Here is a 15,587-nt window from a genome sequence, read left to right as displayed (position 1 = left end):
ACCCATTCGCGCGGAGACGGGCGGCCCAGTCGGCCGGTCGGTCCCGCGTCAAGCCGAGAGAGACTGAACATGGCCAATACGCCGTCGGCCAAGAAGGCCGCCCGCAAGATCGCCCGCCGCACCGCCGTCAACAAGGCGCGCCGCTCGCGCGTGCGCACCTTCCTGCGCAAGGTCGAGGAAGCGATCCTGACCGGCGACAAGGCGGCGGCGCAGGAAGCGTTCAAGGCGGCCGAGCCCGAGCTGGCGCGCGCGGCCTCCAAGGGCGTGATCCACCGCAACACCGCCTCGCGCAAGATCTCGCGTCTGGCGAGCCGCGTGAAGGCCGTCGGCGCCGCCTGATCGGCCGCACCCACGATCCGCTTTGAAAAGGGCCCGAGGCACATGCCTCGGGCCCTTTTTCGATTCGCTCCCCGCGCGGCGGGAGGAGTGTGGCGGGGGGACCGGCCGGACGCCGCCGCCGCGTCATTCCCCTGTCATGTGACACCCTGTCGCCCACGCCGCCGAGTTGACGTGAATCACAAAAACCCTTGCGCAAACAGCCGCTTGTCGGAGGGGGTCGGAAACCACCCCGGGTCCTTCCGGCGGCCGGCGGCGAGTCGCCGGAGTCAAGCCGGGGCGCGAAAAAGAATCCCGCGTTCAGACCTGCGACCAAATGGCGGCCCGCCCGCCTTTCGAATCTCCCTTTGAATCAGGCGATTGCGAATTTCGGCCGCGAAACGGGCATGTCGGAGTCGCCACAGTTCGGCCACGGTGAGGTCGCGAGCGCCGATTCAAAGCTTGCCCGAACCTGGGCTGTTCCGTAGCTTTTGCCCCACGACAAGAGCGCCGGACGACGAAGGCTGGGGACAAGGGGCGTTTTCCAGAACTTAAGCGGACCCACCCGAAGCCGGGTCGTCCGGGCGCTTTCCGTTAATCGATGAGGATCACCCGACCGCTCGCGCTCCGTTCGAGCGCGGCAGGGTGGATTTCGTTCTGCGTTCCGCCGCGGCCGGCTTCGGTCGGCGCGGCGTGTTGGGAGTTCGCGATGAGCCGGTCCTACAAGGGCGACGTTTCGGTCGAGGAGTGCTGGTCCGTCCTGCAATCCGACCCCCAGAGCTTTCTGGTCGACGTGCGCACCAGCGCCGAATGGAACTTCGTGGGCTTCCCGCTCGTGCCCGAGAACGGCCGGGACGCCGTGTTCGCCGAATGGCAGAACTATCCGTCGATGTCGGTCGACGCCGGCTTCGTGGAGCGCGTGGGCGCCGCGGTGCGCGCGGCGGGAGGCTCGCAGGAGTCCGCCATCTTCTTCCTCTGCCGCTCCGGGGCCCGCTCGATGTCGAGCGCGGCCGCGATGACGGCGGCGGGCTTCTCCGCCTGCCACAACGTGCTGGACGGTTTCGAGGGACCGCCGGATCCCGACGGCCACCGCGGCAACCTCGCGGGATGGAAGGCGGCCGGCCTGCCCTGGAGGCAGAAATGACCGCCCTCCACGCAGGCGCCGCGTCTGCCTCCCCGGTTCCGGGCGCGCACGCGCGCGCCTTCCCCTCCACCCCCAGCCGTGCCGCCCCGGCCGCACCTCATGATGGCGAGACCTCGATGGCAGCACCGGCACGCGACGAGACGGCGATCCTCGATCGTGTGAACGCCCGTCTCAAGGCACAGCTCGGCCCCGACGTCTTCGCCTCGTGGTTCGCCCGCCTCAAGCTCGAGCACGTCGGCAAGGGCGTGGTGCAGCTGTCCGTGCCCACCGCGTTCCTGAAGTCCTGGATCAACGGGCACTATCGCGACCTGCTGCTGCAGATCTTCGCGGAGGAGGTGCCGGGCACGCTGAAGGTGGACGTCGCGGTGCGCTCGGCGGTTCGCGGCGTCGCCGTGCCCCCGCCGGCCGCCAACGCCGACCAGCCGCCCGCCGCGAACGAGACGAGCGCCCGCGCGCCCGCCCCCCCGGCCCGCCAGGGCGCTGCCCCCGAGCGCGGCGCCGCGAGCGAGGGCGCGCGGCCGGAATTCGGCTCGCCGCTCGATCCGCGCTACGTGTTCTCGACCTTCGTGGAAGGGGCCTCCAACCGCGTGGCACTCGCCGCCGCCCGCTCGATCGCCGAGAACGGCCCGCAGTCGGTGCGCTTCAACCCGCTCTTCCTCCACGCCTCGGTGGGGCTCGGCAAGACGCACCTCCTCCAGGCCATCGCCAACGCGGCGGTGGCGCGCGAGGACCGGCCGCGCGTCGTGTACCTCACCGCCGAATACTTCATGTGGCGCTTCGCCACCGCGATCCGCGACAACCAGGCGCTCGACTTCAAGGAGAACCTGCGCGGCATCGACATCCTGATCATCGACGACATGCAGTTCCTGCAGGGCAAGTCGATCCAGCAGGAGTTCTGCCACCTCCTCAACGCGCTGATCGATTCGGCGCGGCAGGTGATCGTGGCGGCCGACCGGCCGGCCTTCGAGCTGGAATCGCTCGACAGCCGCGTGCGCTCGCGCCTGTCCGGGGGCGTCGCCATCGAGATGGTCTCGCCCGACTACGAGATGCGCCGGGGCATCCTCGCCTCGCGCGTGGCGGCGATGAAGGCGGGGGATCCGAGCTTCTCCCTGCCCGAGACGGTGGTGGAGACGATCGCGCGCCGCGTCGCCGGCTCGGGGCGGGATCTCGAAGGCGCCTTCAACCAGATCGCCTTCCGCCACGCCGTCGGCCAGCCGCTCTCGGCCGAGCACCTCGACGACCTCCTGAACCAGCTCACGCGCGCCGGCGGCGAGAAGCGGGTGCGCATCGAGGACATCCTGAAGTTCGTCTCGCGCCACTACAACGTGTCGCGCACCGACATCCTCTCGGCCCGGCGCACGCGCACCATCGTGCGCCCGCGCCAGATCGCCATGTATCTCGCCAAGACGATGACGCCGCGCTCGCTGCCCGAGATCGGGCGGCGTTTCGGCGGCCGCGACCACACGACCGTGCTCCATGCGGTGCGCAAGATCGAGGCGGAGCGGGCGGGCGACGAGAAGCTCTCGGAGGAGCTCGACGTGATCCGTCGCATGATCGAGGAGTAGGGCGCGCCGGCACCCGTCCCGATCCCGCCGGAAACATGGGCGTTTCCGGCGGTTTCCCTTTGCGCCCGGCGGCCTTTGCTCTAAAACGTCGGGACCTTTGCGATGGGTCCCGCCGGTCCGGCGACCTTTCGAGTCTGCGAACGGTTGTCGTCCATGCGTATCATCATCGAGCGGTCCAACCTCCTGAAGTCGCTGAGCCACATCCAGCGCGTGGTGGAGCGGCGCAACACGATCCCGATCCTGTCCAACGTCCTCCTGAAGACGGAGGACGGGGCGATGCGGCTGAAGGCGACCGACCTCGACATCGAGATCACCGAGAGCGTGCCGGCGAGCGGCGACGTGCCCGGCGCCACCACGGTGCCCGCCCACCTCCTCTACGACATCGTGCGCAAGCTGGCCGACGGTTCGGAGGTCAAGCTCGAGACCACCGGCGACGGCGCGCAGATGACGGTCTCCTCGGGGCGCTCGACCTTCCGCCTCCAGTGCCTGCCCGAAACCGACTTCCCCGACATCACGGCCGGCGCCTTCACGCATGCCTTCACGCTGAAGGCGTCCGACCTCGCGCGCCTCGTGGAGCGGACGCAGTTCGCCATCTCCACGGAGGAGACGCGCTACTATCTCAACGGCATCTTCCTCCACGCGATCGAGGCCGACGGCGCGCCGACGCTGCGCGCGGTGGCGACCGACGGCCATCGCCTGGCGCGCGCCGAGATGCCCGCCCCGGCCGGCTCGGAGGGCATGCCCGGCATCATCGTGCCCCGCAAGACGGTGGCCGAGATCCAGAAGCTGCTCGGCGAGGGCGCCGAGACCGTGGCCGTGGAGCTTTCGGATTCCAAGATCCGCTTCACCCTCGGCGCCGTGGTGATGACCTCCAAGCTCATCGACGGCACCTTCCCCGACTACCAGCGCGTCATCCCGACCGGCAACGACAAGGCGCTGACCCTCGACCGGCAGAGCTTCGCGGCGGCCGTGGACCGCGTGTCGACCATCTCGTCCGAGCGCGGGCGCGCGGTGAAGCTCGCCCTGTCGGACGGCCAGCTCGTGCTGACGGTCAACTCGCCCGACGCCGGCACCGCCACCGAGGAGCTGCCCGTCGGCTACGAATCGGAGGAGATCGAGATCGGCTTCAACGCCCGCTACCTCCTCGACATCACCGGCCAGCTCTCGGGCGACAGCGCCGTGTTCATGATGGCCGACCCCGGCTCGCCCACGCTGATCCGCGACGGGGGCGACGAGGGAACGCTCTACGTCCTGATGCCGATGCGCGTCTGACGGGGCGCGCCGCAGCGTCCATGGATCGCACACCCGACGCCCGGCTGCGCGTCACCGGGCTCGGCCTCGTGGACTTCCGCAACTACGAGACCCTGAACCTTTCGATCGGCTCGCGCTTCGTGGTGCTCCACGGCGACAACGGCTCGGGCAAGACCAACCTCCTGGAAGCCCTGTCGCTCCTGTCGCCCGGCAAGGGCCTGCGCCGCGCCGCCTACGGCGAGATCGCGCGCGCGGGGACGGGCGGGACGAGCGCGACCGGCGGCTTCTCCGTGCGCGCCCGCCTCGCCGGCACGCTTCCCGCCGACGAGCCGACCGACATCCTCACCCTGGTGCGACCCGACGAGGGGGCGCCCGCGCGCGTGCTGCGCATCGACGGCACCACGGCGCGCTCCACCGACGAGCTTCTGGAATTCCTGCGCGTGATCTGGCTGACGCCCGCCATGGACGGGCTCTTCACCGGTCCCGCCGCCGACCGCCGCCGCTTTCTCGACCGCATGGTGCTGACCGTCGATCCCGAGCACGGCCGCCGGACGCTCGACTACGAGAAGGCCATGCGCGGGCGCAACCGGCTCCTCGCGGAGGACCGCTTCGACGACCGCTGGCTCGCCGGCATCGAGCGGCAGATGGCCGAGCTCGGCCTTGCGATCGCGCTGGCGCGGGCGGACCTCGTGGCCCGCCTCGCCGGCCTCCTCGACGCCGCGTCCGCTTCCCCCTTCCCGGTGGCCGAGCTCGATCTCCCGTCCGGCTACGAGGACCTCGGTCTCGAGGGCGCGGCGGTGGACCTCGAAGACCGCGCGGCCGAGCGGCTGGCGCGCCGCCGCATGGCGGACCGCGCCGCGGGGCGCACGCTGGAGGGCCCCCATCGCGGCGACCTCTTGGTCGCCCACCGCGCCAAGGCCATGTCCGCGGCCCTGTCCTCGACCGGCGAGCAGAAGGCGCTGCTGATCGGCCTCGTGCTGGCCCATGCGCGGCTCGTGGAAGCCGCGTCGGGCATGGCGCCGGTCCTGCTCCTGGACGAGATCGCCGCCCATCTCGACCCCGGCCGTCGCGCCGCCCTGTTCGACATCCTCGACGGGCTCGGCGTGCAGTCGTTCCTGACCGGCACGGACGCCGCGCTGTTCGAAGCGCTGGGCGGACGGGCGCAGATGCTGCGCGTCGCCAACGGAGCCGTGACATGACGATCCCCCCTCCCCCGCTGTCGCGCGACGAGCTCGGCCGCTACGCCCGCCACATCGTGCTGCCCGAGATCGGCGGAGCCGGCCAGCAACGCCTCAAGGGCGCGCGGGTGCTCCTCGTGGGCGCGGGCGGCATCGGCTCGCCGGCCGCCCTCTACCTCGCGGCCGCCGGTGTCGGCACGATCGGCCTCGTGGACGACGACCGCGTCTCCCTGTCCAACCTCCAGCGCCAGGTCCTGTTCGGCACGCGCGACATCGACCGGCTCAAGGTCGAGGCGGGGGCGGAGGCGCTGGACCGGCTCAATCCGCATGTCGCGGTGGAAGCGCACGCGCTCCGGCTCGACGCCGGGAACGGGCCCGATCTCCTGGCGCGCTACGACGTGGTGATCGACGGCTCGGACAACTTCGACACAAGGTTCCTGGCGGCGGACCTGTGCGAGGCGGCCGCCGTGCCGCTGGTCACCGTCGCCGTGCAGCGGTTCTCGGGCTCGCTGACCACCCTCCTGCCCCATAAGGCGGGTCCCGACGGGCGCCTCTTCCCACGGTTCCGCGACCTGTTCCCCGAGCCCCCGCCGGAGGGCCTCGTGCCGGCCTGCGCCCAAGCCGGGATCCTCGGGGTGGTGACCGGCATCATGGGAACGCTGGGGGCCGCCGAGGCGGTGAAGCTCGTGGCGGACGTCGGCGAGCCGATGGCCGGGCGGCTGCTCCTGGTCGACGTCCTGCGCATGCGCTTCGAGGAGATCCGCTACCGTCGGCCGGGGCCGACCGGATAAAGCCCCCCCGAGTGGAAATTCGTTAAGCAAGAAACAACGAACCCCCTCGCCGATCATGACAACCCCGTGATTCGCCCTGGACGGCAACGTAATATCCACCCGTGTCCTCGACATTGAGCATCACGCGCGTCGATCGAGACCGTCCGGAGGGAGTGGATGACGAAGCCTATCGCGGTTCTGGGAGCGGGCCTCGCGGGTCTCACGGCGGCAGCCGAACTGAAGCGGCGCGGCCTGCCCGCCGTCGTGTTCGAGGCCGGGCGGTCCGTCGGCGGAATGGCGGCGTCCTTCAAGGATGCCGAGGGCTTCTCCTACGACTACGGCGCGCATTTCATCTCCAACCGGCTGGCCCGCGCGCTCGGCGCCGAGGGCATCTGCCGCACCGTGCGCCACTACGGCGAGGCGGTGCATCTGGGCGGGCGCAGCCGCAGCCATCCGTTCGGGCTGATGGCCGAGCCGCGCTTCCTGGCCGGCGCGCTTCGCAGCCGCATCGCCCCGCGCGCCAGGGGTCCGGCCGCCAATGCCGAGGACTGGATGCGCCGCAGCTACGGCGACGCCATGGCCGAGGAGGTGGCCATGCCGCTGGTGGAGGCCTGGTCGGGGGCGCCGGCGCGCGATCTGTCGTCCTCGATCGGCGAGAAGTTCGCCCACGGCGTCCTCAAGTCGCTCTATCTCAGCGCCGCCGCCAAGGTGACGCGACGCGCCGTGTGCAACGGCTACACCCGCACCATGCCTGAGGGCGCCGGCGTCTACCACGTCTATCCCGAGGGGGGCCTCGCCCGGCTGCTGGAGCCGACGCTGCGCAGCCTCGACGGCGCCCTCCGGCTGGAATCGCCGGTGGAACGGATCCTGGTGGACCGCGGGCGCGTCGTCGCCGTGCGCAGCGCCGGCGCCGAGATCCCGGTGTCCGCCGTGGTCTCCACCGCGCCGGTCCACGTCCTGCCCCGCCTCGTGGAGGGCAGCGACGCCCTGAAGCCGATGGCGGCCTTCCGCTACCGGCCGATGATCTTCGTGAACCTGCGCTTTTCCGGCCGCGCCATCCTGCCCGACACGATGGTCTGGGTGCCCGATCGCAGCCAACTGTCGTTTCGCCTCACCGAGGCGCCGATCTCGATGCCCTGGCTGGCACCGGAGGGCAAGACGCTGGTCACCTTCGACATCGGCTGCGAGGTCGGCGACGAGCGCTGGACCATGGGCGACGAGGAGCTCGCCAAACGCTGCCTCGACCAGCTCTGCGCGCTCTACGGCGAGGAGCTTCGCGGGCGCTATCTCGGCGCGGGCGGCACGATCCGCACCCCGATCTCCTATCCGGTCTATCTCAACGCCTACGAGACCGAGCGCAAGCGGTTCGCCCTGTCCACCGGGGTCGAGGGGCTCTACAGCGTCGGGCGCAACGGCGAGTTCGCCCATATCCTGATGGAGGACGTCTTCTGGCGCACGATCCGCCGGATGCAGGACGTCGAGCGTTACGTCGCCGGTCCCGGAGCGCCCGGTGCCGTGGTGGACGGCTCGATGTCCGCCTTCCGGCTCGATGGCGCGTCGCTCTCCCAGCCCGCCTGAACCATCTGGGCACGCGCCGCACGACGGGCGGCGCGGCCAGCCTCGCGCAAGGGGTTGTTAACCTCGATCCGCGATCATGCGGAGGTGTCGGGCTTGCGGGTCGTCCCTCGGGAGGGACCCGCAGGCGCCGGCGGGCCCGGCCCCGTCCGGGCCGCAGCATCCCCGCATGTCCGGAGTCGTCGCCCCCCGTGTCCCGCTTCCCGTTTCTCGGGCCGATCGCCCTCGCCCTTCTCGTCGCGCTGCCGGCCCTCGGCACCGCGCGCGCCCAGTCTCCGGCCGCCGCCGCGACGCCGCCGCCCACCGCGGCGGCCGAGGAGGGCGTCGACGCGGAGATGCAGCGCAAGCTGCCGCTTCCGCGCTTCGTGTCGCTGAAGTCGGCGCGCGTGAACCTGCGCGTCGGCCCCGGCAAGGACTACGCCGTGTCCTGGCTCTACCTGAAGCAGGGGCTGCCGGTGGAGGTGATCCAGGAATTCGACCTGTGGCGCCGGATCCGCGATTCCGAGGGCACCGAGGGCTGGGTGTACCACTCGCTCCTGTCGGGCGAGCGCACCGCGCTGGCCGCTCCCTGGCTCAAGGGCAAGACGCAGGCGGTGATCACCATGCACCGCTCGGCCGCCTCCGACGGGGCCGTGGTGGCCGAGATGGAGCCCGGCGTCCTCACGCGGGTGCGCGAATGCTCCTTCGGCTGGTGCGAGGTCGAGGCGGCGGGCCGCCGCGGCTTCGTCACCCAGAAGGAGATCTGGGGAGTCTACCCCGACGAACGGTTTTGAGGCGCCTCGTCCCCCCGCCTCGAATGCAGGAAGGCCGGTGGTCTCGCGACCGCCGGCCTTCTTCGTCGCCGCTGCGGGCGAGAAACGGGCGTGGCGTCAGTTCGGCGCCTTGGCCGCCGTCTTGCGGCGCAGACGCACCACCACGTCGACGTTCACGATCTCCATGCCCTCGGGGGGCTCGGGAAGGTTGCCGACCGAGATCGTCCCGTCGGGGATGTCGATCATCATGTTGTCGGCCTCCACGAAGAAGTGGTGGTGATCCGAGGTGTTGGTGTCGAAATAGGTGCGCTGCCCCTCGCCCGAGAGCGGACGCACGAGGCCCGCGTCGGTGAACTGGTGCAGCGTGTTGTAGACGGTGGCCAGCGACACGGGCTCGCCCGCCTTGTGGGCCTCCTCGTGCAGCTCTTCCGCCGACAGGTGCCGGTCCCCCGCCCCGAAGATCAGGTTGCACAGGGCCACGCGCTGGCGCGTCGGCCGCAGGCCCGAGGCGCGCAGGCGTTCGAACACGCAGAAGCTCTGAGGCCGGCCGGCCGTGCGCATGTCCGCCGTGGAGGGCTTCGCCCGGTTGTCCATGGTTCAGATCACCGAAAACTTGACACTAGAATTCACCTTTAGCCGAGCAGTGTGCGATGCCGCAAGGCCTTGTCCGGATTCAATATAGTCGGAAACCGGTCCGCGAACAATCGAAGCCCGTCAGGGCCCCGCGCAGGAGGGGGCGAGGGCGCCGAGGGCACGTCCGGATCCCGCCAGCGGCAGGCGCATGAAGCCGGCCGGGCTCGACACCTCGACGCCGCGTCCACGCTTCAGCGCCGCCAGGAGCGTCGCCGCCTCCCCCGCTTCGGCCACGCGCACGAAGCGCGAGCCGCCCCCCGCCGCCTCGGGCTCCACGCGCGCCTCCCCCGAGAAGGCGGTGCCGTCCACCGACAGGACCAGCGTCACGGGGCGGTCGGCGGGAAAGCGCGCCCCGTTGCCCGCCGCCGTGATCTCGAGCCGCCCGCCGGAGAGGCAGGCCACCTGGACGCCCGCCGGCCGCCCGCCCTTGGCGAAGAAGGCCCGCGCCCCCTCCCCCCGGCCGGTGCTTCGCCATTCCTGGGCGGCGGCCGGGCCGAGGGCGATCAGGAAGGCGGAAGCCAGGGCTGGGACGGCGAAAACGAAGCGCATGACGGCTCCATGAAGGGCATCCCGGTCGAAACCGTGACGCCGTCGCGAAAGTTAACGCATTTGCCCGCGGGCGCTCGCGTGGTAAGGGCCGTCCCGCGATCGATTTGACACAAGCTGGAACGGCGACGGCATACCGTTCCCCAACCGGACGGATCAATGGACACGGTGAAGACCCATTTCGGCAAGGACGAGATTCTGGCTTGCGGCCGGGGCGAGCTGTTCGGCGCGGGCAACGCCCAGCTCCCCCTGCCCCCGATGCTGATGTTCGACCGCATCACCGAGGTGACCACCGACGGCGGCGAGTTCGGCAAGGGCTCGATCCGCGCCGAATTCGACATCTCGCCCGATCTCTGGTTCTTCGACTGCCATTTCCGGGGCGATCCGGTGATGCCGGGCTGCCTCGGCCTCGACGCGCTCTGGCAGCTCACGGGCTTCTATCTCGGCTGGCTGGGCGAGCTCGGCCGCGGCCGCGCGCTGGGCGTCGGCGAGGTCAAGTTCACCGGACAGGTGACGCCCGGCGTCAAGCTGGTGGAATATGGCGTCGACTTCCGGCGCGTGATGCGCTCCAAGCTCAAGCTCGGCATCGCGGAAGGCTGGATGAAGGCCGACGGCGTCGTGATCTACCAGGCGAGCAACCTGCGCGTCGGCCTGTTCCAGGACGAGCAGCCGGGCGAGGCGGTCGGCGGCTGAGCCGTCCGCTATTCTTGAAGACGAAGGGTCCGGAGGACCCGAGAAGGGAGTTTGGCCATGAGGCGCGTCGTCGTGACCGGAATGGGCATCGTGTCCTCGATCGGCAACGATCTGGACGAGGTCACCGCCTCGCTGCGGGAGGCCAGATCCGGCATCAGCTTTAGCCAGGACTTCGCCGACAACGGCTTCCGCTGCCGCGTCTGGGGCAAGCCGGAGATCGACGTCTCGGACCTCGTGGACCGGCGCGCCATGCGCTTCCTCAGCCAGGGCGGCACCTGGAACCACGTCGCCATGAAGCAGGCGATCCAGGATTCCGGCCTGGCCGAGGGCGACATCTCGGGCAACGAGCGCACCGGCATCATCATGGGTTCCGGCGGCCCCTCGACGCGCACGCTGATCGAGGCCGCCGACATCACCCGCAAGAACGGCAGCCCCAAGCGCATCGGCCCCTTCGCGGTTCCCAAGGCCATGTCGTCCACCGCCTCTGCGACGCTGGCCACCTGGTTCAAGATCCACGGCGTCAACTACTCGATCTCCTCGGCCTGCTCGACCTCGGCGCACTGCATCGGCAACGCCGCCGAGATGATCCAGTGGGGCAAGCAGGACGTGATGTTCGCGGGCGGCCACGAGGATCTCGACTGGACCATGTCGAACCTCTTCGACGCCATGGGCGCCATGTCCTCGGACTTCAACGACCGCCCCGCCGTCGCCTCGCGGGCCTACGACAAGAACCGCGACGGCTTCGTGATCGCGGGCGGCGCGGGCGTGGTGGTGCTCGAAGAATACGAGCGGGCCGTGGCGCGCGGCGCGAAGATCTATGCCGAGCTCGTCGGCTACGGCGCGACCTCGGACGGCTACGACATGGTGGCCCCCTCGGGCGAGGGCGCGGTGCGCTGCATGCGCCAGGCCCTGTCCACGGTGAAGGGCCGGGTGGACTACGTCAACACGCACGGCACCTCGACCCCGGTCGGCGATTCCAAGGAGATCGGCGCCATCCGCGAGGTGTTCGGCGACGACATGCCCCATGTCCAGTCGACCAAGTCGCTCACGGGCCATTCGCTCGGCGCGGCGGGCGTCCAGGAGGCGATCTACTCGCTCCTGATGATGCAGGCCGGGTTCGTGGGCGAGAGCGCCCATATCGAGGAGCTCGACCCCGAGTTCGAGGGCGTGCCCATCGTGCGCGAGCGCATCGACGATGCCGCGATCGACATCGCGCTGTCGAACTCCTTCGGCTTCGGCGGCACCAACGCCACGCTCGTGTTCCAGCGCGTTCCGAACTGAGGGCCTTCGCCATGACCGGATTGATGACGGGCAAGCGCGGCCTCGTGATGGGCGTCGCCAACCACAACTCCATCGCCTGGGGCGCGGCGCGGGCGCTCGCCGCCCAGGGCGCCGAGATCGCCTTCAGCTATCAGGGCGAGGCCTTCGGCAAGCGGCTGCGCCCGCTCGCCGCCGAGATCGGCTCCACGCTGCTCGTGGACTGCGACGTCGAGGACGTCGCCTCGGTTGATGCGCTGTTCGCGACGCTGGAGCGCGAATGGGGCCGGATCGACTTCGTGGTCCACGCCATCGGCTTCTCCGACAAGAACGAGCTGAAGGGTCTCTACGCCGACACGACGCGCGAGAACTTCACGCGCACCATGGTGATCTCCTGCTTCTCCTTCACGGAGGTCGCCAAGCGGGCGGCGGCGATCATGAACGAGGGCGGCTCCATGGTGACGCTGACCTATGGCGGCTCGATGCGCGTCATGCCGAACTACAACGTGATGGGTGTCGCCAAGGCCGCGCTGGAGGCTTCGGTGCGCTATCTGGCGGCCGATTTCGGCCCCCGCGACATCCGCGTCAACGCGGTGTCGGCCGGCCCCCTGCGCACGCTGGCGGGCGCCGGCGTCTCCGACGCGCGCCTGATGCTCAACTACCAGCGCCGCAACGCGCCAATGCGCCGCAACGTGACGCACGACGAGGTAGGCAACTCGACGCTCTACCTCCTGTCGGACCTCTCCAAGGGCGTGACCGGCGAGATCCACTACGTGGACGCCGGCTACAACATCATGTCGATGCCGGCGCTGGACGAGCTGAAGGCGCAGGAGCGCCGCGCCGAGATCGCGGGCGAGACGGACCCCGTCTCCGCCTGATCGGCCCTCACGCCGCGCCGAGGCGCGCGGCGATCTCGGCCATGGAGGCCGACACCCAGTCGGCCCCTGCCCGCTCCAGGCGGCCGGCGGCGTCCGGCCCGGCATGGCTTCCCCCGACATAGCCGACGGCCGTCATGCCGGCGGCCTTGGCGGCCGTGATGCCGAAGCGCGTGTCCTCGATCACGACGCAGCGGCCGGGCCGCGCCCCCATCCGCGCGGCGGCATGGAGGAAGAGATCGGGCGCCGGCTTGCCGCGCTCGACCTCGGCGGCCGAAAACAGCGCGTCCGGCCCGAAGAACCGGCGCAGGCCCGCCACCTCGAGGCTGAACGCGATCCGTTCCGGATGGGATGACGAGGCGACGCAGCGCGCCAGCCGCGAGCCTTCCAGAAGGTCCGCGACGCCGGGGCACGGGCGCAGCCGCTCGCGGAACAGTGCGGCCGTCGCCGGCCAGAGGTCGGCCTCGGCGCGCGGCGGCAGCGCGCGGCCCGTGGCGGCGGCCAGAGTCGCCAGCCCGTCCGCCGCCTTCATGCCGACGATGGTGGAGAACAGCGCGGCCGAGACCTCGATCCCGTGCGCGCGGTGTACGGCGCGCAACGCCTCGCCGGCGAGGACCTCGCTGTCGACCAGGACGCCGTCGCAGTCGAAGACGACGAGATCGAACACCCTCGCCTCACAAGAAGCGGGCGCGGATCGCGGCGGCGACCCGCATCGGCGTCTCCAGCGTCGGCAGATGGCCGCACTCCTCCAGGAGCACGAACTCGGCCTCCGGCATGGCCTGCGCCATCGCGCGGCCCGCCTCGGGCGCGGAGAACGCGTCCGCCTCGCCCCACACGAGCAGCGAGCGGCAGGCGAGACCCGGCAGGTCGGCCGTGCGGTCCGGCCGCGTCATCAGCGCCTCGTTCTGCGCCAGGAGCCGGTCGGTGCCGGCGCGGGCCGCCATGGCGCGGAACGTGTCGGCGGCCTCCTGCCCGCGGCCCTCGGGCTCGAACACGATGGCGCGCGCCATTTCCTCCAGCATCTCCGCCCCGCCGTCGTCTTCGATCGCGGCACGCCGGCGGTCGAAGACCTCGCGGCTCGCCGACGCCTGCGGCGCGGCGCCCATGACCACGAGGCCCCGCACCAGGGCCGGGGCCGAGATCGCCGCCTCGCGGGCGACGTGCCCGCCGAAGGACGTGCCGGCGACGAGGCAGGGACGCCCTTCGGCCGCATCCACCACCTCGCGCGCGCAGGCCGCCATGTCGGGCGCCGCCGGCACCACGACCCGGCAGTCGAAGTCGGGGCGCAGCAGCGGGATCAGCGGCTCGTAGAGATCGCCGTCGCAGGCGAAGGCGGGTACGAGGATCAGGCGCATGTCGGCTCCGGTCTGCTGGGGTTCGGCACCGCATCTAGCGCAGGCGCATGAGGAGGCGATGACGCGCATGCCGCGTTGCGGCAGGCGCCCGGCGCGCGTAAGGAGGGCTCCCGCCTCCCTTCCCATCCACGGATCCCCCAAGGACCTTCCATGCAGCAACGACCGCTCGGGCGCACGGATCTGCGCGTCAGCCGGATCTGCCTCGGCACCATGACCTTCGGCGAGCAGAACAGCGAGGCCGAGGCCCACGCCCAGCTCGACCGCGCGGCGGAGCGCGGCGTCAACTTCCTGGATGCGGCCGAGCTCTATCCGATTCCGCCCAAGGCGGAGACGCAGGGGCGCACGGAGAGCTTCGTCGGCTCGTGGCTCCGGGCCCGGGGGAACCGCGATCGGATGGTGGTCGCGACCAAGGTCGTGGGCCGCTCGGCGATGACCTGGTTCCGGCGCGACGGATCCGAGCCGCGTCTCGACCGGCGCAACGTGCTGGAAGCGGTGGAGGGCTCCCTGCGGCGGCTCGGCACGGACTGCATCGACCTCTACCAGATCCACTGGCCGGACCGCCCCACGGCCGGCTTCGGCTCGGTGCCCACGCGCTGGACCGCGCCGGACCCTGTGGCCGACGAGGTGGCGATCGCCGAGACGGCTGAGGTCTTCGCGGACCTCGTCCGGGACGGCAAGATCCGCCACGCCGGCCTGTCCAACGAGAGCGCCTGGGGCACGATGCGCTGGCTGTCCCTCGCCGAGACCGGCGTCGCGCCCCGCATGGCGAGCGTCCAGAACGCCTACAACCTCCTGAACCGCACCTTCGAGACGGCACAGGCGGAGATCGCGGCGCGCGAGGATGTCGGTCTCCTCGCCTATTCGCCGCTCGCGCAGGGATACCTGACCGGAAAGTATGCCGGCGGCGCCCTGCCCACCGGCTCGCGCAAGCAGCTCTTCGACCGGCTCCAGCGCTACGAGAAGCCCGGCACCGCCGAGGCCGTGGACGCCTATGTCGCGCTGGCCCGCGACTTCGGCCTCGCTCCGGCCACCTTCGCCAACGCCTTCGTGCTGGCGCAGCCCTTCGTCGCCGCCGCCATCATCGGCGCGACCACGATCACCCAGCTCGACGAATGCCTCGACGCCGACGCGGTGGTTTGGACGCCCGCCATGCAGGACGCCGTGGACGCGCTGCACCAGCGTTTCGGCAACCCCGCGCCCTGACGGGTCAGGGTCGGGACCTTGCCGGTTCGCCGGCGTCCCGGCTCGCCACGGCGTCGCGCAGCCTGCGCGCGACCGCCGTCATCCGCCGAAGCTCGTCCAGGCTCAGGCCGGCCACGGCGACCAGCGCATCGCCGAGGCATCCGCTGCGGTCCTGAAGCGCCCGTCCCGCCTCCGTCAGCCGCACGATCACCTGCCGCCCGTCCGCCGGGTCGCGCTCGCGCGTCACGAAGCCCGCCGCCGCAAGGCGCGTCAGCAGGGGCGTCACTGTGCTGGGCTCCAGCGCCAGCCGCTCCGCCAGCGCGCCCACGTGCTGCGCATCGGCCTCCCAGAGCGCGGCGAGCGCCAGATACTGCGGATAGGTGATGCCCCAGCCGTCCAGGATCGGCTTGTAGAGGCGCCCGATGGCCATGGATGCGCCGTAGAGGGCGAAGCAGAGATGGTCGTCGAGGGGCAGCGGCACGGTCGCGCGCGTCAT

17 protein-coding genes are annotated in these 15,587 nt (G+C 71.1%); 12 read left to right on the top strand and 5 right to left on the bottom strand.

All coding sequences use genetic code 11. The annotated features are described in order from the left end of the window. The first annotated feature begins 69 nt into the window (after positions 1 to 69). The 8 genes from rpsT to D3218_RS10385 all read left to right on the top strand — a co-directional run bounded on the left by rpsT (position 70) and on the right by D3218_RS10385 (position 8,571). Positions 70 to 339 carry a 30S ribosomal protein S20 gene (gene rpsT, locus D3218_RS10420; protein ID WP_119540017.1) on the top strand — a complete coding sequence of 90 codons (270 nt, stop codon included), beginning with the start codon at positions 70 to 72 and terminating at the stop codon, positions 337 to 339. A 685-nt stretch (positions 340 to 1,024) separates the two neighbouring features. After that, on the top strand, positions 1,025 to 1,459 hold the full coding sequence (locus D3218_RS10415; protein WP_119540016.1) for a rhodanese-like domain-containing protein: 435 nt from the start codon (positions 1,025 to 1,027) through the stop codon (positions 1,457 to 1,459). Positions 1,460 to 1,575: 116 nt separating this feature from the next. Beyond that, complete coding sequence (dnaA, locus tag D3218_RS10410) at positions 1,576 to 3,024, top strand: chromosomal replication initiator protein DnaA (protein ID WP_119540015.1); 1,449 nt, start codon at positions 1,576 to 1,578, stop codon at positions 3,022 to 3,024. A gap of 153 nt (positions 3,025 to 3,177) precedes the next feature. Further along, a complete protein-coding gene (gene dnaN / locus D3218_RS10405; protein ID WP_119540014.1) occupies positions 3,178 to 4,296 on the top strand; it encodes a DNA polymerase III subunit beta in 1,119 nt (372 codons plus the stop codon). 20 nt (positions 4,297 to 4,316) lie between these two features. Further along, the gene (gene recF / locus D3218_RS10400; protein WP_119540013.1) at positions 4,317 to 5,474 is read left to right on the top strand and encodes a DNA replication/repair protein RecF; all 1,158 of its coding nucleotides are present in this window, start codon (positions 4,317 to 4,319) and stop codon (positions 5,472 to 5,474) included. After that, positions 5,471 to 6,244, top strand: coding sequence for a HesA/MoeB/ThiF family protein (locus D3218_RS10395; RefSeq protein ID WP_119540012.1), 774 nt, complete (start codon positions 5,471 to 5,473; stop codon positions 6,242 to 6,244). The genes recF and D3218_RS10395 overlap by 4 nt, the downstream gene beginning before the upstream one ends. Positions 6,245 to 6,400: 156 nt before the next feature. Continuing rightward, positions 6,401 to 7,801: a protoporphyrinogen/coproporphyrinogen oxidase gene (locus tag D3218_RS10390; protein WP_119540011.1), complete on the top strand. Its 1,401-nt coding sequence runs from the start codon at positions 6,401 to 6,403 to the stop codon at positions 7,799 to 7,801. A gap of 188 nt (positions 7,802 to 7,989) precedes the next feature. Beyond that, entirely contained in the window at positions 7,990 to 8,571 is a 582-nt protein-coding gene (locus D3218_RS10385; protein WP_245415000.1) for an SH3 domain-containing protein, read from the top strand. Between the two features lie 96 nt (positions 8,572 to 8,667). Here the strand turns inward: D3218_RS10385 and irrA are convergent, their stop codons facing one another. Together irrA and D3218_RS10375 are read right to left on the bottom strand one after the other, a co-directional pair. Beyond that, on the bottom strand, positions 8,668 to 9,111 hold the full coding sequence (gene irrA, locus D3218_RS10380) for an iron response transcriptional regulator IrrA (RefSeq protein WP_210209669.1): 444 nt from the start codon (positions 9,109 to 9,111) through the stop codon (positions 8,668 to 8,670). Between the two features lie 153 nt (positions 9,112 to 9,264). Next, positions 9,265 to 9,732, bottom strand: coding sequence for a hypothetical protein (locus D3218_RS10375; RefSeq protein WP_136625083.1), 468 nt, complete (start codon positions 9,730 to 9,732; stop codon positions 9,265 to 9,267). 156 nt (positions 9,733 to 9,888) lie between these two features. On the opposite strand from D3218_RS10375, the gene fabA reads away from it, so the two are divergent. Genes fabA through fabI form a run of 3 tightly spaced genes read left to right on the top strand, consistent with a single transcriptional unit; the run spans position 9,889 to position 12,557 of the window. After that, positions 9,889 to 10,422 carry a 3-hydroxyacyl-[acyl-carrier-protein] dehydratase FabA gene (gene fabA, locus D3218_RS10370; protein WP_119540008.1) on the top strand — a complete coding sequence of 178 codons (534 nt, stop codon included), beginning with the start codon at positions 9,889 to 9,891 and terminating at the stop codon, positions 10,420 to 10,422. 57 nt (positions 10,423 to 10,479) lie between these two features. Further along, on the top strand, positions 10,480 to 11,703 hold the full coding sequence (gene fabB, locus D3218_RS10365; RefSeq protein ID WP_119540007.1) for a beta-ketoacyl-ACP synthase I: 1,224 nt from the start codon (positions 10,480 to 10,482) through the stop codon (positions 11,701 to 11,703). An 11-nt stretch (positions 11,704 to 11,714) separates the two neighbouring features. Continuing rightward, entirely contained in the window at positions 11,715 to 12,557 is an 843-nt protein-coding gene (fabI, locus tag D3218_RS10360; RefSeq protein WP_119540006.1) for an enoyl-ACP reductase FabI, read from the top strand. Positions 12,558 to 12,564: 7 nt separating this feature from the next. Here the strand turns inward: fabI and D3218_RS10355 are convergent, their stop codons facing one another. Next, positions 12,565 to 13,221: an HAD family hydrolase gene (locus tag D3218_RS10355; RefSeq protein WP_119540005.1), complete on the bottom strand. Its 657-nt coding sequence runs from the start codon at positions 13,219 to 13,221 to the stop codon at positions 12,565 to 12,567. A 7-nt stretch (positions 13,222 to 13,228) separates the two neighbouring features. Continuing rightward, positions 13,229 to 13,909 carry an alpha/beta fold hydrolase gene (locus D3218_RS10350; RefSeq protein ID WP_168990478.1) on the bottom strand — a complete coding sequence of 227 codons (681 nt, stop codon included), beginning with the start codon at positions 13,907 to 13,909 and terminating at the stop codon, positions 13,229 to 13,231. Between the two features lie 150 nt (positions 13,910 to 14,059). Between D3218_RS10350 and D3218_RS10345 the strand changes: the two genes are divergently transcribed. Beyond that, positions 14,060 to 15,112: an aldo/keto reductase gene (locus tag D3218_RS10345; protein ID WP_119540003.1), complete on the top strand. Its 1,053-nt coding sequence runs from the start codon at positions 14,060 to 14,062 to the stop codon at positions 15,110 to 15,112. Positions 15,113 to 15,116: 4 nt separating this feature from the next. On the opposite strand, the gene D3218_RS10340 is transcribed toward D3218_RS10345, so the two are convergent. Continuing rightward, positions 15,117 to 15,587, bottom strand: a complete 471-nt coding sequence (locus tag D3218_RS10340) for a MarR family winged helix-turn-helix transcriptional regulator (RefSeq protein WP_119540002.1) — start codon at positions 15,585 to 15,587, stop codon at positions 15,117 to 15,119.

Source organism: Aureimonas flava (genome assembly GCF_003583935.1).
GTDB lineage: Bacteria > Pseudomonadota > Alphaproteobacteria > Rhizobiales > Rhizobiaceae > Aureimonas > Aureimonas flava.
The sequence above is the reverse complement of the archived record's forward strand: the minus strand, read 5'-3'. Positions and strand labels throughout refer to the sequence as shown.